This is a genomic window from Sporosarcina aquimarina, assembly GCF_019748715.1.
Taxonomy (GTDB): Bacteria; Bacillota; Bacilli; order Bacillales_A; family Planococcaceae; genus Sporosarcina; species Sporosarcina newyorkensis.
The window spans coordinates 275738-295780 of sequence record NZ_JACLBZ010000014.1 but is presented as its reverse complement, the minus strand read 5'-3'; the positions used below and the strand labels follow the sequence as shown (position 1 = coordinate 295780).

The 20043-nt window shown below is 41.4% G+C and carries 19 protein-coding genes and 1 pseudogene; 2 read left to right on the top strand and 18 right to left on the bottom strand.

Translation table 11 applies throughout. The annotated features are described in order from the left end of the window. Positions 1–2: 2 nt before the first annotated feature. The 18 genes and pseudogenes from H7J92_RS08970 to H7J92_RS08885 form a co-directional block, all read right to left on the bottom strand. Positions 3–1898, bottom strand: a complete 1896-nt coding sequence (locus H7J92_RS08970; protein WP_221836571.1) for a tyrosine-type recombinase/integrase — start codon at positions 1896–1898, stop codon at positions 3–5. After that, positions 1891–2979, bottom strand: a complete 1089-nt coding sequence (locus tag H7J92_RS08965) for a tyrosine-type recombinase/integrase (RefSeq protein WP_221836569.1) — start codon at positions 2977–2979, stop codon at positions 1891–1893. The genes H7J92_RS08970 and H7J92_RS08965 overlap by 8 nt, the downstream gene beginning before the upstream one ends. Positions 2980–3115: 136 nt before the next feature. Beyond that, positions 3116–3676 (bottom strand): annotated as a pseudogene (radC, locus tag H7J92_RS08960) (RadC family protein); the annotation flags it as partial. A 1-nt stretch (position 3677) separates the two neighbouring features. Beyond that, entirely contained in the window at positions 3678–4280 is a 603-nt protein-coding gene (locus H7J92_RS08955) for a Maf family protein (protein ID WP_221836564.1), read from the bottom strand. A gap of 84 nt (positions 4281–4364) precedes the next feature. After that, complete coding sequence (locus H7J92_RS08950) at positions 4365–4997, bottom strand: hypothetical protein (RefSeq protein WP_221836561.1); 633 nt, start codon at positions 4995–4997, stop codon at positions 4365–4367. A 92-nt stretch (positions 4998–5089) separates the two neighbouring features. Continuing rightward, on the bottom strand, positions 5090–5845 hold the full coding sequence (locus tag H7J92_RS08945; protein WP_221836560.1) for a prepilin peptidase: 756 nt from the start codon (positions 5843–5845) through the stop codon (positions 5090–5092). Between the two features lie 10 nt (positions 5846–5855). Then, positions 5856–6542: a pilus assembly protein PilO gene (locus H7J92_RS08940; RefSeq protein WP_221836559.1), complete on the bottom strand. Its 687-nt coding sequence runs from the start codon at positions 6540–6542 to the stop codon at positions 5856–5858. Next, on the bottom strand, positions 6535–7215 hold the full coding sequence (locus tag H7J92_RS08935; RefSeq protein WP_221836558.1) for a PilN domain-containing protein: 681 nt from the start codon (positions 7213–7215) through the stop codon (positions 6535–6537). Before H7J92_RS08935 ends, H7J92_RS08940 begins: the two co-directional genes overlap by 8 nt. A gap of 7 nt (positions 7216–7222) precedes the next feature. Further along, entirely contained in the window at positions 7223–8203 is a 981-nt protein-coding gene (pilM, locus tag H7J92_RS08930; protein ID WP_221836557.1) for a type IV pilus biogenesis protein PilM, read from the bottom strand. A 507-nt stretch (positions 8204–8710) separates the two neighbouring features. Continuing rightward, entirely contained in the window at positions 8711–9148 is a 438-nt protein-coding gene (locus H7J92_RS08925) for a type II secretion system protein (protein ID WP_221836556.1), read from the bottom strand. A 117-nt stretch (positions 9149–9265) separates the two neighbouring features. Continuing rightward, on the bottom strand, positions 9266–10477 hold the full coding sequence (locus H7J92_RS08920; RefSeq protein ID WP_221836555.1) for a type II secretion system F family protein: 1212 nt from the start codon (positions 10475–10477) through the stop codon (positions 9266–9268). Positions 10478–10479: 2 nt separating this feature from the next. After that, positions 10480–11517, bottom strand: a complete 1038-nt coding sequence (locus tag H7J92_RS08915) for a type IV pilus twitching motility protein PilT (protein WP_221836554.1) — start codon at positions 11515–11517, stop codon at positions 10480–10482. Between the two features lie 11 nt (positions 11518–11528). Beyond that, the gene (locus tag H7J92_RS08910) at positions 11529–13193 is read right to left on the bottom strand and encodes a GspE/PulE family protein (RefSeq protein ID WP_221836552.1); all 1665 of its coding nucleotides are present in this window, start codon (positions 13191–13193) and stop codon (positions 11529–11531) included. 15 nt (positions 13194–13208) lie between these two features. Next, complete coding sequence (locus H7J92_RS08905; protein WP_221836549.1) at positions 13209–14624, bottom strand: VanW family protein; 1416 nt, start codon at positions 14622–14624, stop codon at positions 13209–13211. Between the two features lie 31 nt (positions 14625–14655). Continuing rightward, entirely contained in the window at positions 14656–15918 is a 1263-nt protein-coding gene (locus H7J92_RS08900) for a hypothetical protein (protein ID WP_221836546.1), read from the bottom strand. A gap of 71 nt (positions 15919–15989) precedes the next feature. Then, positions 15990–16496 (bottom strand): PilW family protein, encoded by a 507-nt coding sequence (locus H7J92_RS08895; RefSeq protein ID WP_221836543.1) that lies wholly within the window; start codon positions 16494–16496, stop codon positions 15990–15992. Next, on the bottom strand, positions 16493–16951 hold the full coding sequence (locus H7J92_RS08890; protein WP_009497507.1) for a type IV pilus modification PilV family protein: 459 nt from the start codon (positions 16949–16951) through the stop codon (positions 16493–16495). Before H7J92_RS08890 ends, H7J92_RS08895 begins: the two co-directional genes overlap by 4 nt. Before the next feature lie 107 nt (positions 16952–17058). After that, a complete protein-coding gene (locus H7J92_RS08885) occupies positions 17059–18270 on the bottom strand; it encodes a bifunctional folylpolyglutamate synthase/dihydrofolate synthase (RefSeq protein ID WP_221836541.1) in 1212 nt (403 codons plus the stop codon). Between the two features lie 61 nt (positions 18271–18331). On the opposite strand from H7J92_RS08885, the gene H7J92_RS08880 reads away from it, so the two are divergent. Together H7J92_RS08880 and H7J92_RS08875 are read left to right on the top strand one after the other, a co-directional pair. Beyond that, a complete protein-coding gene (locus H7J92_RS08880; RefSeq protein WP_221836540.1) occupies positions 18332–19198 on the top strand; it encodes an ATP-grasp domain-containing protein in 867 nt (288 codons plus the stop codon). Next, on the top strand, positions 19195–19980 hold the full coding sequence (locus H7J92_RS08875) for an ATP-grasp domain-containing protein (protein WP_221836539.1): 786 nt from the start codon (positions 19195–19197) through the stop codon (positions 19978–19980). Before H7J92_RS08880 ends, H7J92_RS08875 begins: the two co-directional genes overlap by 4 nt. Positions 19981–20043 lie beyond the last annotated feature (63 nt).

Below are 20043 nucleotides of genomic sequence, written 5' to 3'. Positions count from 1 at the left end.
AATCATACCCCCCTCAAGCCACCAATTATTTGCTCAAGGCGATCTTTAATACGGCTGTTAGTTTCAATTTGTCTTTGCCATTGTTTATTTTTAGCCATAGCCAATAACTCTTCTGTATGCTTTAACTGTTCTTCATGCTGCGGTAAGAACTGTTTACTAGTACAAAAGTGAGTACAATCTAAACAAGCGTTGGCATGCGGGCAAGAACCTGCTACGACTGGCAACCTGCAATAACCATTTGGAAGCACTTGTGCATTTATATTTTTCTTAAACCATTGAAGATTTACATCATCGACTTCACTTTCGCTGTCCAACTCTAAGATATCTCCGTGATTAGTAACCAGCTTTTCCTTAAACTTGGTAAATTCGACTTTAAGGGTTTCATCAAAAATATGAGCGTATCTGCTGGTCATTTCAGGGGTTTCATGACCCAAAAACTTCTGTACAATATGCTGCGGCACGCCGTTATTAATCATTCTTGTTCCAACTGTATGACGAAAAGCGTGCGCATGAAATCTAAAAACATTACCAGACCTGTCCACTATATTTTGGTCAAAAGCTAATTTGTTTAATTCTTCTCTAAATGTTGCCTGTTTCAACGGTGATCCGTCTTTTCTTGGAAAGAGATAATCGCTGTTCGGAAAAATTTCTGAGGTCTGATCTTCCTGCATTTTAATTAATAATGCCACCTCTTTTGATATTGGAACAATATGCTCCTTTTTCATTTTCCAATTATAATACTTTAAAAAGTAATCACCATCTTTGTCTTCTAATAAACATCCTTTTTTTATAGTACACAATTCACTTACTCTCATTCCACATTCTTGGACTATCATAGTCATCGTAGCTATATATTCCGGTAATTTATCAATTTGTTTATTCAATTGTTCTAATACGAATTCATCTATAAAGCGTGGTTTTGCGTTAGGTATTTTTGGATAGTCTTCTGGATAAATTAATACCTTTGAAGGAATGTCTTCCCATTCTAGCCTTAGAAGAGTGCTAAACAACCCTTCCAATGTAGAGATTCTACCAGTTATTGTGCTTGGTTTTATTCCCATAGCATTTATCTTACTTAAATACGCTTCAATTTCCTTTCTTGTCAATTGGTGTATTCTTTGAACACCATTGAAATTTGCATCTATGAAATTGAAGAACTCACAAAGTTTCTGCGCAATATCATTTACATGAGAAAAGCTAGAAGTATTCAATTTCAATTTGCAATACCTTTTTGCTAATCGTTTAAAATAATCATTACGAATGGTTTTGAATGTAATTAAGTATTCATACGAAGTTGGATTAACCTTATCATCTGGCAATGGCAATTTACGTCTATCCCAAACATCTTTATCCCACTCCTCCCCTTCAAAGTAATAGTCCTCGTAAAACTCTATGAATTGTTTTAAATTAGTTACATAATAAGAATTAGCTTTTACAGCTATTTTCTCCTGGTTAGCAGTAATCTTATAATTGGTGGTGGTGATTCTTACTCCCTTTTCAATCAAATATGTCCTGTATTCCGTAATTGCTTTTTCAATAGGGACTTCTGTAATTGAAGCAATATTAGGATACTTTGAGTCTAAAAAATCTAACATTCTATTAATTACAGTTCCTTTTCTAATCCATACAGTTTTAGCATTCCATATTCCATTATTTAAATGATAAAAATAAAAATACTTCAATTCTGTTCTTAACCATAGGTTTTCAACACGCTCAAAACGAACCCATCGATTTCTCAAAGAAGGATTTTTACTTAACTCTATGGCAGATGGATGTGGGCATATCCTTATATCCCAATTGTCATCAGCCCAAAACCCCTGTAATTCTTCTTTCATTGAAGCTATTTTTTTGCTGATCTCATTTTGATTGATAATTTTTCTTTTATTGGAATCATTCATTTTTATGTTCCTTTCTCTCAAGATATTTATTAAATTCAATTTTCATATCCTGATCCGAAAGATGAACATAGGTATTTAACGTTGTTTGAACATTTGCATGGCCCAATCTCTTTTGAACGTGTGCAACATCCCATCCATCCCTAATTAGCTGCGTTGCGTGAGTGTGACGTAGCATGTGTGGCGTAAATTCTATTCCAGTTCTTTTAACAATTCTTCTTACCAGATCAAGAACGCTTTGATACTTTAGCGGCTTTCCGAAATAGCCTTCTTTTAAGGAAATAAAAACATAATCATGCTCCAGGTCCTCACAATACTCATATACCAAATACTCTGTGTAAAGTGCCATAAGCTCTTTACTTACATGTATTGTTCTTTCCTTCCTTAATTTAATGTAGGCCTCATTGACATTCACATCTCTAGGTATTAAATGGATTTGATTATCCCAAGTGGCAATGTCTTCAAGCCTTAACGATAACACTTCCCCGATTCTTAAACCGCCCTCATACATAAGCATTAAAATCAATTTATCTCTCTTTGTATGACAAGCATCAACTATTTGTTTGACTTCTTCTGATGTTAAAATTCTTATCTGCTTCTTTTTAGCCCTTAATTTTAAGACATTCTTTTGGTATTTCCCTTTATTAATATGATGTAAAAACCCTTTGAAATTTCTTCCTCTCGCTTGTTTAAATACATTAACTGATTTAAATTCTCCTAGTCTAGTTAAGTATTCCAGATAGCTCATAACTGCATTTAGAATTGTATTCACAGTTGATTCTTCCCTTACGGCTTCTTTTGGCTGAATATCTATTACTTTTACTGCCGTTGGGTATCTCAACCATCCCATAAAGTTCGCTAATTCCTCAAACCCTACGTCATCTAGTATTATCCCTCTCTGCTCCATAAACTCATAAAAGAGCTTTAAATGGTAGCAGTAAGCCTTAATGGTGTTTGGTGACTTACCAGTATTATCAAGATATTTTATAAATCCCATCACTGGCTCTATTAGCTGGTATTCTTTATCTAACAATAAATAAAGTGGATATGGTTTATTATCCACTGTTATCTTTTGAACCTTCACATCCTCCCCCCTCTTTAAATACTATAACTACTATAAATTATAGCTCTTGTTAGTTTGTATTTAAAGAAATATAATGCCATACATCCCTATCCTTGATTACTTTAAATACTACAATTTATTGTACTATGGATAACGTGTCGCCACTTGGGTGGTTATGGCTGATTATCATCGAAGCAGCCGAGCGTTTGAATGCTTCGCGGAACACCTCGCGCGGGTGAACGATACTGGAGTTCAAACTGCCGATAAAAATCGTCTGCTTATGTAGCACTTCATTTTTGACATTTAAAAATAACGCGACAAAATGTTCTTGATTCAGTGAAGACATGTCCGTCATCAAATAATTGGCTGCATCTTCAGGTGAACGGATTTTATAACGGTCTTGCGGTGCTGTACGATATAAACGTTTGCCAAGTTCGGCCGCAGCCAAGAGCTGTACGGCCTTCGCCTCGCCAATCCCTTTTATCTCCGTCATTTCCTCCACCGTCAGCTCTTTCAAATCCTGCAGCCGGTCCAGTGTCGACAATACCCGATTAGCGAGCACTAAAACTGACTCAGAGCGCGTTCCGCTGCGTAATAAAATCGCCATGAGCTCTTGATTGGAAAGACTTCCTGCCCCTTCCCGGATCAAACGTTCACGAGGCCTGTCCGCTAAATGAACGTCACGGATCATCATTTGTGGAGCTAAATCAAGCGGCATTTCAGGCGTCACCTTCTTCTAGAAACAACCAATCTTCTTCTCGTAGACGCTCAACCAATTTTCCAATTGGCAGCCCGACGATATTTTGATAATCTCCGGCGATGATTTCCACAAACAGCATTCCTTCTGTTTGAATTCCGTAGGCGCCTGCTTTATCCGCAGCATCCCCTGACCGCACATATGCGTGAACCAGTTCCAAATCTAGCCGCCTGAACTTCACTTGTGACAAACTTGCGAACTGCAGCTTACGATTTTTCTCCAATACTGTTACGCCAGTAATTACTTCATGCGTCTGACCGGAAAGTTCCATCAGGAAATCTACCGCTTGCGCATTATTGGCGGGTTTCGGATACTGCCTGCCGTTCATCACGACAACCGTATCTGCTGCGATGATAATCGAGTCCGGTTCTTCCTTAAAAACAGCTTGCGCCTTTTGCTCAGATAAGCGAATCGCATAGAGATCCGGTTCTTCCGGGGTAAATGGTAAATCTTCTGCTACATGGCTCGGCTTCACCTCAAAATCGATTCCTGCAAGTTTTAACAGTTCCTTACGCCTTGGTGAAGAGGATGCGAGGATAATTGGTCGTGTACTTGTAAATTTCATTGGGAAAACCTCCTTTCCCATAGTGTACGCTATTGCACCCTTTTTGAAAAAGCAGCAAAATTGAATTTCGATCTGGATATTCGATCAAAATTGAATTTTGAAGCATGGGTCCTGACTCGAGTAGTGTGACAGCAAATGAAGTCGGGCAATGGAAGAATCCTTGGTGAATGCTGTGATAGCGGTTAATTTCTTCTCAAAATCCGACTCTTTTTTGGCATCGTCTTTCGCTTTGGATAATTTAATTTTCGATAAATCCTCCGCAAGTAACGCCTTTTTCACTTCATTGATGTCCGCCGTCTTGCACGTTCCGGGGGTAACTTGGATTTTCTTCTTAAATGCATCTTCTCCTTCTTTCAAGACCACTTGGCTTTCCTTCAGCCAGACAGCTCCCCAGATGTAGAACTGATCGCCTACTTGTATAATAGCCGTATTTGCCAAGGCGGGATTAGACGTGATAAATTCAGTCGCCGTCTCCTCACTTGAAAATACGCCATGCTGCTTAACGTACATTGGAATCGCCGTTCCATCCGCAGGTTTTTCTTCAGTCTCCTCTGTATTCGGGCCGGATGTGACAACAGTTTTAGACGGCTTTGCATCTTTCCCTCCAGTACTGAAAATTGTCAAACCAATGACTAAAACGGCCGCAAGACCAATTGCCACACCTTGCACCATCGCCCGAATCACTGTGAATTTTGAATAGGATTTGCGAAAATTCATTCTGCACTCACTCCACTTTTTTCTTCACTTTACCAAAGCAGACGCGAAAAAGGACAAGACTCTTGTCGTCTTGTCCTAGAACATTTTCTGATTCAGCTCAACAAACCCGTGTACCATCCGACAAGTTGCGTGCCGTAAAAATAGGCAATGAGTGCAGCAACTGCAATTGACGGCCCAAAAGGTACCGGCGTCTTGCGGCCCTGCTTGGTCTTTTTAAGAAAGATCATACCGACAATCGCGCCGATCAATGAAGCCAAAAAAAGCGTTAACAAGGTCTGCAACGTCCCTAGAACCAATCCAATCACTAGGAACAGTTTAATGTCCCCGCCTCCCATGCCGCCTTTCGACAAGATCGCAATGAACAATAACAGACCAAAACCGACAATCGCGCCGAGCAAGCTATCCCACCAAGGTGTCAGCGGACTGAAAATGCGCATGATAAAAATCGCTACGCCGAAAGGCAAAAGGATTCTGTTCGGAATCAGCATGTATTTCAAATCAGATACCGTCAAAATGACCAGCAGCGAAATAAATAAAAGTGCCAGGATCAGTTCGCGCTCAAAACCAAAGTGTAAATAGGCGAAGACGAACAGTACCCCCGTCAGCAACTCCATGAGTGGATAAATCGCACTGATACGCTCTCCACAACCACGGCACTTGCCTTTAAGAAAGACGTAGGAAAATACCGGCACCAGGTCGGCAAGTGTCAAGCGGCGTTCACATGTCGTGCAATGAGAAGGCGGTGATACAATGGATTCCTTCATCGGCACACGCAAGCCAACCACGTTGAAAAATGAGCCGAACGTGATGCCGTAGAGGAAGAAAAATACGCTAATTAGTAGTTCCATAGACAGCCTCCTACTCCACGTTCTCGTCGCCGGTCATTTTATTGAGCGTTGTCGGATCTTCCTTTAATGCAGCAGGCGGAGCATCTATTTTCGGCGCTTCATTCTGTAGGTTGATTAGGTCTGGACGGAAGAAAGCGTTAAAGGAGATAACCAACTCCATGGGTCCTGTTGCAACCTCTTCTTCAGTCTTTTCTGCTGTCGCTTTAAATTGAATGGATTCTACATTGAGAATCCTCTTCATCTCTTCGACTTCGTAAATGAACATCTCCACTTGGTCGTATGTATCCGCAACCAATTCTACTTCCATTAGAACTCTCTCTACATTCTGCATTTCTTCCGGCATGTCTTCAAATTCCGGCACTTCTTTAGAAAATACGATTCCGTGTACTCTGCTTCCTGATTTCACTTCTGCTTTTTCAATTTGCAGAAGAAGAGCATCTTCCAGCGGTATGACGGGTACTTTCTGCTGAAGAGGCCGGGAAGTGAAGGTTTTATCTGGATCCTTATTCGCCAACTGTTTTCGCAAAGCAAACAATGTATCCCGCTCTGTAGATAATTGCAGCGCAGCTTGATCACGTTGTTCTTTTGTCGGCAAATAGAGCGTATATAAGGAATAGAATGCGAGCGCGATAAAGAAAATGGAAGCTAAAACGACAAGCCCGATCTCCATCTGTCGTTTTGTAAAGTATTTACTCAACTACGCCGCCTCCTTCCGTTTCTTCGTTCTCCGAAGGCTCCGCTTCATCTACAGGCAGTTCTTCCGGCTGATCAATTGCATCATCCGGTTCAACTATGGCGTCCGTCTCCGTCTGAGCTCGTTCATCAAGGAATTGAACGAAATATCTAGCGACGTAGCGCGGCAGCACATCTGCACTCAATTCTTCCTCTGTCAGCTCTTCTGTCTCTACTAATTCAAAGGTCGCTCCATTGATCAATGAAGAAGCTTTCATTCTCGTCAAATAATGAGCAGCTTCCGACACATCATCGAACTGCACATCGAAGGTCGCTTCATTCGGTGAGGTGAACGTGAACTCCAAAAAGAATCCTCGCTCAGGTAATGCGTGTACAAGCTCCTGAAGAAGCGGAACTGTTTTATACTGATACCCTTCAAGCCACTCTACCGTTGCGGCGAGCTGAGCTTTCTCCTGGCCAAATGAAGAAGGCCGAAGCTGTGAGGTGACATCTTCTTGTTGTTTCTGCACTTCAAACGCTTGCTGTTGAAGAGATTGGGCTTCATTGTCATTCTTTTGCGCAAGCCAAAAAAGAACAGCCCAGCTGATAAGTGCGGCTGCGAGAATTGTTATCGCCACCCATAACCATGTGGACCGTTCTTTTAACTTCTCTGGCAGCAAATTTATGTCGACTAACATACTTCACCTACACCTCTTCCTTCAGCGCAAGACCGATCGTCCGATGAAACTCTGCAGAAACCGCAGAACCGTCCACGCAAGTAATCGGCTCCTTCACCAAAGGAAGCGCTTCGATCGCCAGACGATCCCGCACCATCTGCAGCAACTCATCCTGTTGTCCATACGATCCGTTCCACAGAAGATGCGTGATCGACGCTTCATTTTCCGCCAAATTAAAACGATAGAAATTCGCCAGTTTTTCAAGTTCCATAACAATAGTTAACGGCTCCACGCGGTGTTCATTCATTTCTTCACCTGTTGTCATACTAAGCGGCACTTCTAGCTCCATCGACCGGATGAATAAAGGGAAATGGCTGAAGAATATGGACACCGTCAAACTGCGGCCTCGTAAATCCGCAAGTAGAATATGCTCTGCACCTGAGAACCGATGCGAATGAAACGCTAGCCGATACAACGAAAGCGGCGTGATGTCGGCCACTACCGGCACGAGTTTTACCGCTTCGAGAACATCCTCATAGGTCTGCATTACACTTTCCTTCGAGGCAATCAAAATGGCTTCATGCTGGGCAGTATTTGCTTTATAAGGCACAACATCGAATACCGGATCATCAAATGGTAAATAAATGGTTGAACCAATTTCGATGAAGAAATGTCCTTTCAATTCCTCGTCTTTTACTGTTTCGGGATAAGCCACTCGTCGGATGATGACGTATGCATCAGGCGCAAGGAACGCCACGTCTCGCTTTGTCAGGTTCCAATCTTTCACTGCCTCAGACAATATTTGTTCAAGCGCAGGCTGATCCGCAATCCGGCCTTCTTCCATGACATCCGGCGGCATAGGAAGTTCTTGTGCCATTTCCAGCACGAGCGGATCTCGAGACTTAATACGCACATGACGGATTGCGTCTTCATCAATTGTTAAAGATGCCGTACGTTTTTTACGACCGAATAATGAAATGGGACGCGAAAGTTTTTCAAGAATAGACATAGGCGGCTCCTTCCGGACAAGCAATAGCAAGCATTCAACTATCAATGATTTTCACTGCTGTTTAGTTAGGCTAAGTATAGCAAATGGACTGCGAGAAGGAAAGATTCATAGCGAAATATGCTTATTTATCGCACTTATTTATTAATTAGTATTTTACAATGGTTCCATATCTCCACATTGTTCTTTTCCAACCTTTAATTCTGTACAACCGTTAATACTTCGATGAGGGAAAGGCTTTTTTTATCTTTTAGTAGTTTTATTATAGTTTCTTCTCCTTGCATAAAGAAAAGAATATATATTACTAATTTTCTAAGACAGAACAAAAGTTAATTCTTTCAATATGTTGCTTATCTTTTCATAATCGAATGACTGAACAAACATAGTCAAAAGGTTTAAAAAAGACTCTGAAGAGAATATCTCTTGAGAGTCTAGATTTTGGACAAATAAATTATGTGTTGCACAGGTAATTTTATTTAGTTTCCAAATTGTGCGGGAATCTGGTACATCTTACTCCTCACCAAGAGTTATAGCCCCACTATCACCAATACTAACTTTCTGAGTGGAAAGTTGCTTTAGAGTCTTATCGCTTATATCTAATGTTACTTTACCATTTGTACCTTTGGCTGAAATAGTATTTTCCCCTCCGGTAACGTTGTTAACTGTAGCGGTAGATAGCTTGCCTTCTGATTCCAAATATTTTTCAGATTTCAGTTTAGCGATATCTACTGTTGACTCACCGGAGTTTTCTGTAAAGTACATATTTCCTGCATTCATAACATTGATCCCATCAGACACCAGCGCTTTCGCCCGCGAGTTATCAATAATATTCCCAATAGCCGGCACCGCAATCGCTGCAATAATCCCTAAAATAACAATTACCGCAAGTAACTCCACCAACGTCAAACCTTTTTCATTTTTCAATTTCTTTTGTAGAAACATTTTCATGTAGTTTCCTCCTCTTTTTTCACTTACTCTATGAATATAGTATAGCAGACGAATTAGGAAATTAACACTAGTAATATCTAAAAAATACACATTTCAAAAAAAAAATCATAATATCCATTACAAACTATCTATTTGTTCAAACATACTAAACATCGGAATCATAATTGCTAAGATGATAGTCCCTACTATTGCTGCCAAAATAACAATCATAATCGGCTCTATGAGCGCCTTTAATCGGTCTGTCGCTGCTTCTACTTCCTTCTCATAAAAGTCCGCAACTTTCGCTAACATAGAGTCTAAAGAACCAGTTTCTTCGCCTATCGCAATCATATGCGGAATTAGCGGAGGAAATGCCCAGTGGTTCATCATCGGCTCTGTCAATGATCCGCCGCGTTCCATTGATTGTCTGGATTCACCAACCACTCTTGAGATCACTTCGTTTCCTATGACTCGCTCCGTCATGGTGAGCGCCTGTAGAATCGGTACCGAGCTCGAAAACATCGAACTGAGTGTACGTGTCATCATTGCCAGTGAGGACTTTTTGACGATATTTCCAAAAATAGGCATCCTCAATAAGAAAGAATCCAAAATATATTTCCCTTGAGGATTGTTCCGCAACAATAGAATACCCACTACACTAGCTGCCACTAGCAACACCAACAAATACCAATAGTTTTGCATCCAATCACTCGCTGCAAGCACAAAAAGCGTCAACCAAGGCAATTCGCCTCCGATACTATCGAACATATCGACAAACATCGGAACAACGAATGACAACAGAAAAATCACAACGCCGAGCGCCAAAATGCCAACAACAACTGGATAAGCCATAGCAGATGTTACTTTCTGTCTGGTTCGGTAAGCTTTCTCGAAATGATCTGCCAACTGATCGAGCGATTCATCGACTGTCCCGGAAACTTCCCCTGCACCAACCATATTCAAAATCAATGGTTCAAACGCTTTCGGATGCTTTGCCAATGCGTCTGATAATGGTGTACCGGTACGCAAGTCCTCCTGCACGGCGTTTAAAATCTTCCTAAATGCAGGCTGTTCGACTTGCATGGCCAGAATTCGAACAGCGTCCACAATCGTTACTCCAGCCTGCAACAAAGTAGAAAACTGACGCAAGAACATGATCAATTGTTCTCGTTTGACAGGACTACCGATTGTGATGTCTTTTGTCAAAACAGTTTCTTTCTGCTCCACAATACTGACGACACGAATGCCTTGATTCTTCAATTTTACCGCCGCATCTCGTTTATTTGTAGCTGTGATAGTGCCGCGACGGATCGATTTCGCGTCACGCCCTTCATATGTAAAACGCGTCACGGTCAATCATCTCCTTGCAAGTATGGTATCGCGACCTCATACGAGATGATGCCTTGCTCCATGAGGCTTTTGACCGAATGCTCCATCATATGCATACCGAGCGCACGATTCGTTTGGATGACGTTCGGAATCTGATGTACTTTTTCAGAACGAATCAAATTTGAAACAGCTGGATTGTTGATCATAATTTCTGTAGCGGCACGTCGACCGTCTTTATCCATCGTTTGAAATAAACGCTGCGAAATAACCGCTGTCAACACACCCGCCAGCTGAATACGAATCTGTGCCTGTTGTCCATGCGGGAACACATCGATAATCCGGTCGATTGTAGAAGCTGCACTCCAAGTATGCAAGGTTGCAAGCACCAAGTGACCGGTCTCCGCCGCAGTAATCGCTGTGGAGATCGTCTCCAAATCCCGCATTTCACCAACTAGAATGACATCTGGATCTTGACGCAATGCTGCACGCAATCCATCCGCAAACGAAAGTGTATCAAAGCCAACTTCACGCTGGTCAATAATCGATGCTCCGTGATCATGCATATACTCAATCGGATCTTCCAACGTAATAATATGCTTTCTCATCGTTTCATTCATATAGCGTATCATTGCGGCAAGTGTTGTAGATTTCCCTGAACCTGTGGGACCTGTCACTAAAATAAGTCCTTGTGCTGTACCCGAAAGATTCTTTAACGTCTCTGGCATCTGCAGATCGTCGATAGTCGGAATTTTCGTCGGAATGGTCCGGAATGCCAATGATATCGCTCCGCGTTGCTGGAATGCATTGACCCTGAAACGTGACACATCTGAAATTTCATACGAGTAGTCGATCTGACCCGCCTCTTTAAAGTCTGGAACCACTTTTTCAGGAATTGTTTGATAAGCGATCTCTCGTGTATCTTCTTCCGTCAATGGATTTTCACCATAACGTTTTAAATCTCCATGAACACGAAAGACTGGAGGTACGCCAACAGTCAAATGAATATCAGAAGCCTTCATTTGAAATGCTTCAGTTAATAATTGATCAATACGTATCGGCATCACACACACCCCTATTCAATCAAGGCCACTCGCAACACTTCCTCAGTAGTTGTAATGCCTTGCTTTACTTTATCTAAACCATCATCAATCAAGAAAATCGTATCGCTTTTTTCAGCAATATCCCGCAATACACTTGGCGAGGCATTGCGATTGATTGCATCGCGCATCTCGGCATTGATGATCAATACTTCATGAATCGCAATTCGTCCTCTGTATCCCGTCATATTACACGCCGCACAGCCAGCTCCTCGATTGATTTCCTCAATCTCCATGCCACGCCGAGCAAAAATCTCTTTCTCACGAGTTGTAGCTGGCTGACGTGCCCCACAATCTCGACACACTCTCCGAATCAAACGTTGTGCGACTATCGCATTTAATGAAGCCGTCAACAAAAATGGCTCTACCCCCATATCAAGCAACCTCGAAATGGAAGCCACAGAATCATTTGTATGAATCGTACTGAGCACTAAATGCCCTGTCAACGAAGCGCGAATCGCAATTTCTACAGTCTCTTTATCACGGATTTCACCAACCATGACGATATCCGGATCTTGCCGCAAAATGGAACGTAAGCCGGCCGCAAAAGACAAGCCCACTTTAGGATTCACTTGGATTTGATTGATGCCTTCGAGCTGATACTCAACCGGATCTTCTATCGTGATAATATTGACCTCTTCATTATTCAGACGATTCAGCGAAGCATACAATGTGGAAGACTTACCCGAACCCGTCGGACCTGAAATCAAAATAATGCCGTTAGGCTTTTCGATTTCTTCTAAAAAGCGCTGTAAATTCGTATGGCCAAAACCTAGCTTGGCCAAGTCGTTCAGCGAGCTGCTTAAATCCAATATCCTCATAACAATTTTTTCACCAAAGACGGTAGGTAAAGTAGATAAACGGATGTCGATCGGTCTAAAATCGATGGTTACTTTAATACGGCCGTCTTGGGGAATACGTGATTCGGTAATATTCAAATTGCCCATGATCTTAATCCGCGCAATGAGTGTGGACTGCAAATGTTTCGGCAAGACGCGTTCTGTCTGCAATTTACCATCGATACGGAAACGAATGACCACTTGGTGTTCTTGTGGATCGATATGAATATCACTTGCTTTCATTGAAACAGCACTTGAAATGATTTGATTGACGAGACGGACTATTGGCGAGTCGTTGTCAACCAATTCTTCCTGCTGTTGTTGCTGTTGCTGATCTTCTGGTTCTTCAAAAGTCAGATCTTCGAAAAGTTCATCATCATAGTATCGAGTGATCGTTCGAGTAATATCGTCTTTTGAAGCGATCGCGGTTTCGATATGGAAACCAGTCGAGAGACGTAAATCTTCAATTGTATTGTAATCCATCGGGTCCGCCATCGCGACGAATAATTTATCGCCATCTTTCTTTAGCGGCACAATCATTTTCTGCTTAGCCAATTCTTTTGGTACGATATTGAAGAGTTTCGGATCAAACGGATACCTGTATAAATTGACGTGCGGGATTCCAAGCTGGAACTCCAACACTTCAATCAGCTGTTGCTCAGTAATGTAGCCACGCTGCAATAACGCATCACCAAGTCGTTGTTCTCGCGGTTTGTCTTTCAACGCACTCATCAGTTGTTCATCAGACAATAAACCTGATTCAATTAATAAATCCCCGAGACGTTTTCTAGTACCAGCCATCTAAATCCTCCTTCATCAGTCGATCGGATTCCCGTTTTCATCGAACTTCATAATATTTCCGCCTTTGTCGTAAATGATTTTATCGTCTTCTTTACCGCCAGCGGAGCCTTCTGAAGCATTAGAGTTTCCAGAAGGTTTTCCTGAAGATGTCCCGGTTCCTGTAGTATTATTTTCAGAATTTCTTGGGTTCTTACTTGTATTGTCCGATCCCGAACTGTCTGGATTTGCGCTGTTTGGTCCCGAGCTACTATTCCCATCCTGATTTGTGCCGTCAGACGGCTTCTCAGCCTGGACCAAATGATGGCGTTCAATTCTTGGTTGAGGCACATAGAAATCAACAGACACGTCTTCATACTCTTCAAGCGAACCGTTCAGCAACACTTTTCGTTTTACTGTTGCTTCCAAGCCCTTTTTCCCAACCTCCAACGTTTCCACACTACCTGGAGAAACAAATGCACTATAACGAATGACTGTTTTGGGCTCATATGTGGTCAATTTCTCCACTTCTGGTTCGTATGTACGGACAAAAGACAGCCCCTCTATCGTCAACTCCAATTGAGAGTTTGTCCAATTTGTATGGATGGTGAAAACCGTTTGATTCGGATTAGAGAACATAAAATCCAAACCAAGTTGACGGTTGATTGCCGCTTCAAATCCCGGCTGTACTTCAGCTGTCAGTTCACTGCTGATGTTACGTTCATCAATAATCCAATTCGTTTGAAGGGCCGCCGTGTATAACATCGAGGCCATGATCGTCAACTGTTCATCACTCGCACTGGCCGATTCTTTTCCTTCCAAAATCTCCATAAAAGATAAAGTGGTATTTGGTTGAATTTCCGTACCATTCAGATCTTCCATAATCAGGCGTAACTCTTTTGATAGTTCATTGATTGAATAGGTAGAAGAAGCCAAAGTTTGCGTTTGTGAATATAAATTCGGGACATACTCCGGCAAATGAATGCGCTGTGGCATAATCCCGCTGCACACATATTCTTCTATTTTAGTAGCGACTGTATCTACTTCATCTTCAGAGAATACCAGCGAATCAAAATTCTGCTTCAAGACCGTTCGCAAACCATCTCGCGATACACTCGCAATTAACGAATTATCCTGCCCTGAAGCAGCCTGACTTAACGTGGAATCGACATCAAACGTAACGACTTCTGAAGGTACCTCCACAGACTCATCCTGCACAAGCAATTCCACCGCGAGATTCTGTTCTAGATCAGTGAAATCTGCCGCAAGCTTTTCTTTTGCTTTCTTACGACTTAGTTTCGATATATCAAACGGCCCGACATATGTGTGCTTGCCGAAGCGCTTGATGTTTGAGAAAAAGCCGTCGCCTGCGTAGGTGTCTTGGACGAATAGGGTGGATAGGGCTAGGAGAACGGCCGCCCATAGTAGGCTGATTGTGTATAGTTTTCTTTTCATTGGGTAGTCACCTTTTCTAAATATCATTCTATTACGATACATAATCCACATTGACTTCTGGCGGTGGCCAATTCGAATCAAGAATAGGACTATTTGGACCCGTTTGATTGTCACCAACACATCTTTCAACTAATTCTTCGACACTATTTACTCTAATAATATCTGACTCGTTGATTCCTTGTACCGTTCCCCAAACATAAACTTTACTTGAAGCATCCTTTGTAAAGGATTTTACAACATGAATACTACCAGCTACACACATCTTAGAATTATTACTTAACGTTAGATGATCATTAATTTTGATTGCACCACGTTGCACAATAGAAGAATTGTTCATTTTTACTTGGTCAAAATCAGAGCTATTATTTATGAATAAATTTGAGTTTTGCAATCCCTGTCCATTCATATTTTTTGCGCTAAATGCTCCATCAGTATATATAGTAATATTATTTAAACTATTAATATTTTTAAAAGTTATTTTATCTTTACTATAAATAACTGAGTTCTTTAAATTAAGATTATTTTCATTCTCTGAAGTGTGTCCAGTGGGAAGGTACAACTTTGTTTTATCCATTTCGCTTAACCTATTTGAATTGTCACCCACACATGTTTTATTTTTTAAATTATTATCGCATTTAGGGAACACGACGTCAGTAGGGTACAATTGATACATATTGATTTTCCCTTGCTGCCCACTTGATGAGCCTGAATTCCCATCATTTGAACCATCAGTTGGTTTTAGATTAGGAAGTTGAAAAACCATTTGTATCTCCATTTTATTTTCATGCAAATTCCCTTCATTAGCATCTTTCTTAACCCCAATAACTAACCCGTTCACTTTTACTACTTTCGGTCCGGCATCTATAGCTTTGATACTAATATTTTCATAATAAATATCACTTTCTATCTGATTTCTTTGTTTCTGCTCAACAATACCTTTATTTAATTCATTAATAAACTGTTGCTTAAATGAATCGTAAATAGCATTTTCTTGGTTTTTCAATTGAGTCGAAGTAAGGTTAGCACTATTTTTATATAGTTTATCAATTTCACTTTGAGCGCTATTTATCAGCTCATCTTTCTTTCCATAAAACGCATTTAATACAGCAGTTTTATAAAGATCCACTCCCATTTCTGAGGCAACGACTGCCAATTGATTAGAGTCTACAATCTTCTCTTGCTTAGCGTTGCTTAGCGCTCCTCTCATGAAAACAGCACTAACAATCATAATAAATACAATTAGGAACAATACTAAAACCAATGCGTATCCTTCCTGACTTTTCGACTTTCTCATCGCTAGCACCGCCTTTATAGAGACTTTATCACTCAACTATCCAGTTAATGAAAATTTTATATTAACATTCATTAATCAGTTTTATACCGAGTAATCAACGTAGGTACATCTACAAATCGCTTTGTACTTAGAGGATCTTGCACAATCAAATGTCGGAAATTCAAATCAGTTCCCGTCGGAATGATTTTATTATCAGTAATGCCTTCAAAGTCTTTGAAACCTGAAGATATTAATCTCTCTAGTTCTTCATCTGACACATCAGTAAATGTTGCAAAAAAGCGAAAATCGGAACTTATTATTCCGTTATATGCTTCTTGATTATCACTTGACGTACATTTTTGGATTTCTATTTTTCCCTTCTCTATCGTTAACTCATAAGAAGGACAGTGACGATGCACTTGTTGTAGCTCCGAAATAATATAGTTCGCTTCCTGTTGTAAACGCAAAACAGACATTTCCTTCACGTTTGATTTTGAAGCGATGAAGTAAGTAGTCCAAATTATTCCAACTATCAAAGATAAAAGTACGAGAGTGGCTAGCACTTCCACTAAAGTCATACCTTTTTCTTTTTTTCTCATTTTATGCCCCCTAAATGCACATAACCAAATGTCTCGCTTATTTCTCTATTATTTTTCTCTATTGTTATGTGTAGTTTATAGAGCTCCGACAGAGAATGGTCTTCATTATCTAATCCATCCGTAATCAAATCCGAATTTGTAAAATACTTTACTTTATAATGGTAATTCGGTGTACTCACTCGATCGTATTCATACACAGTAAACTCTGAATTGCTTTTATCAGGCAATAAAACATTTATTAACTCTTCATCTTCCATTAAGGGAAGTGGGTTGTTTTTCCAAAAATCCAACTCTTTTTTCACCAGATTCATTGTTTCTAATTTCGCTTCTGTTTTGGAGTTAAAGTTACTCATCTGTGGGAAAATAGTCATGAAACCAACAAACACAATGCCCAAAATCACAAGAGCCGCCAACACTTCTACAAGTGTCATGCCCTTCTCATCTTTCGCTCTCATGATACCCCTCCCTCAGAATCTTTTCATATATTGCAAATCTACTATGAACACTAATCCTAAATACCTTAATCACCTAAAATAATAATAAAAAACGTATTCTATTAAGCCTATTGTCTCACTAAACCACTCAACAAGTAAAGTGACCCAACAACAATCTTTTTGTACTTTTCATTACATTTGAAATCAATCTCCTCCAATGAAACAATCGTACTGTCTCCAATCGGACATACCGCCTGCAAATCCTCCGCTCTCGCAGCTTGCGGGTGCGGAAAATCAACAAACGTAAAGCTATTAGCAAGTGGCGCTAAAATCTTTAAAGTCTCTTCATAATCCTTCGTCTTCAGCATCCCCACTACCCAGTCCACCTTCTCACCAGGGAACTCTTCCTCTATCGTTCGAACCAGCATACGAGCAGCTGCCGGGTTATGTGCGCCATCTATGAACACGCCTTCCCTAATTTCTTGGAAACGAAACGGCAACTGTACATTCTGAATGGCTGTGGCTACATTTTCCTGTTCTAAGGAAACTCCTGCATGCAGTAAAGCTTCCAATGCCACTGCATGATTAATCGCCTGATGCGGCCCTTTCATTCTTCTAATCGGAAGATCAAAATTCTGTATACCTTTAAAAGTTTCAATTTCCTCGTTGGCCATTCTAAAATCTTGTCCATAGACAACTAACGGACTTCCTTTTTGATTGGCTTCAAATTCTACTATTTCTGTCGCGTCTTTCGGCAACTTGCCAATTACTACCGGCACACCCGGCTTAATGATACCTGCCTTATGCGAAGCGATCTCTGCTACTGTATTACCTAGAAACCCTGTATGGTCAAGCGCAATCGAAGTGATAACAGAGACTAACGGCGTCGCAACATTCGTACTATCTAGCCTTCCACCCATTCCCGTCTCGAGCAATACATAGTCTGGTGCAGCATTTCGAAAAACCAAAAATGCCGCCACTGTCAATAATTCAAAGTCCGTTAATGTCCCACTTAGACCGGCACTGTTCATTTCCTCAAACACAACGGACAGTTCCTCAGATGAAATCGGCACGCCATTCAACCGAATCTGATCATGCAAATCGACAATAGCAGGTGAAGAAAACACACCGGTCGTGAATCCATGCTCTTTCAACACGGCTTCCATCACCGCGATCGTCGAGCCTTTACCGTTCGTGCCTGCGACATGAATAATCTTCAAATCTTTTTCAGGATGACCAACTTTCGCAAGTGCCTCTTCCACTGCCTCAAGTCCCGGTTTAATCGCGTCATCGCTCTTTAATTCAAATTGTTTTTTATATTCGTCAAGTTTTGGAATCAAAGGAATTCCTCCTGTGCTAATATTGATATATAACTTTATTATAGCAAAGGTGGCGTGGGGATTGAAAAGTTGTTGGGTGATCTATAACGGCAGTTTGACGAGTGATAAATTTGCCGATCAAGCGCATTTAATACAAGAAGCGGCAGAACGTGCGGGGGTGCAAGCTACGATACTGAAAAACCATGAACTTCCAATGAATTTGCAAGAACCGATTCAGAACCCTCCTGATTTTGTCGTGTTTCTCGATAAAGATACACTGCTCGCAAGCTATCTGAAGCAAGCGGGCATTCCGGTATTTAACGATCCAGATGTGATCGAGACATGTGACAATAAAGCGAAGCAGTATTTAGAACTCGCAAACACGGGGATTCCAATGCCAAAGACCATCATCGCACCGAAAGTGTATGCGAACTTCACCATCCGTGACAGCGGCTATTATGAGCGAGTGCTTGACGAACTCGGCTTGCCGATGATCATCAAGGAAGGTCATGGTTCATTCGGCATGAAGGTTTATTTGATCGAGTCAGAAGAAAGTTTTTATGAAAAAGTCGACGAATTGCGTGGAGTGGATTATGTGTTCCAAGAGTTTATTGAAACGAGCAGAGGACGAGATTTGCGTGTCAATATCGTGGGAGATACAATCGTCGCTGCGATGTATCGGTATTCAGAGACCGATTTCCGTGCGAATATCACGAATGGCGGGATAGCCGAAGTCGTGGATCTGACAGCCGAGCAGGAATCGCTGGCCTTACGCGCAGCAAAAGCTGTCGGCGCAGAATTTGCGGGCGTCGACTTACTGTATGGGGCGGATGATGAACCGCTCGTCTGTGAAGTGAATGCCGCAGCGCATATCCGTAATATCTATACGGTTACAGGCATCAATGTGGCAGATGCGATGATTGAATACATATTGGGGGAAATTCAATGAAAGGCGCTGTTTATTATAGTGAGGCAGAAGCTTTGCGGAATCAGACTTTTATTGCAGACGTACAACAGGAAGCACAGAAAATCGGCATTGAACTCGACTTACGGACAACGCATCCAACCGGTCCGCTCGATTTTGTTTTATTCCGCGATCGCAATCCACTTGTAGCTCGTGAACTCGAGCAATCCGGCTATCGCCTTTTCAACCGTTCCGCTGTCCAAGAAATCGCCAATGATAAATACCGTACATTTGAATTGGCCACTATGCTAGGCATTCCCGCAGTGCAGACTTTTCGTCCGGATAAACAATTGCCTCCGCTTCCGTTCGTTCTTAAAACAAAAGTGGGACACGGCGGCAGCGAAGTATTCCTTTGCCACACCGAAAAAGATGTGGAAGAGGTATGTAGCCGATTTGATCTGAAAGAATTGATTGCTCAGCCGTTCATCGAATCCAATGCACAGGATGTTCGCGTGTTCATGCTTGGCGACGAAATACTTGGAGCTGTAAAGCGAACAGGTCCCTCGGATTCATTCAAATCCAATTTCACGCTTGGCGGATCGGTGGAAAAATATATGCTTAATGCAGCACAGACAAATCAAGTCCAGACAATCGCACGAGCTATTCGCAGCGACTATATTGGCATCGATTTTCTCCTGCCCCTAGAAGGCGGCTGGCTGCTCAATGAAATTGAAGACCCCGTCGGCGCGCGATCGCTTTACGCGACACATGATTTTTCAGTGGCTGAGAAGTTGATGTGTTATATAAAAGAGCGATTGGAAGTGTGAATACTTTAGGAGTGTAAATCAGACGCTATGAGCACAAACGCAGGGGTTATGAGCGTAAACTCG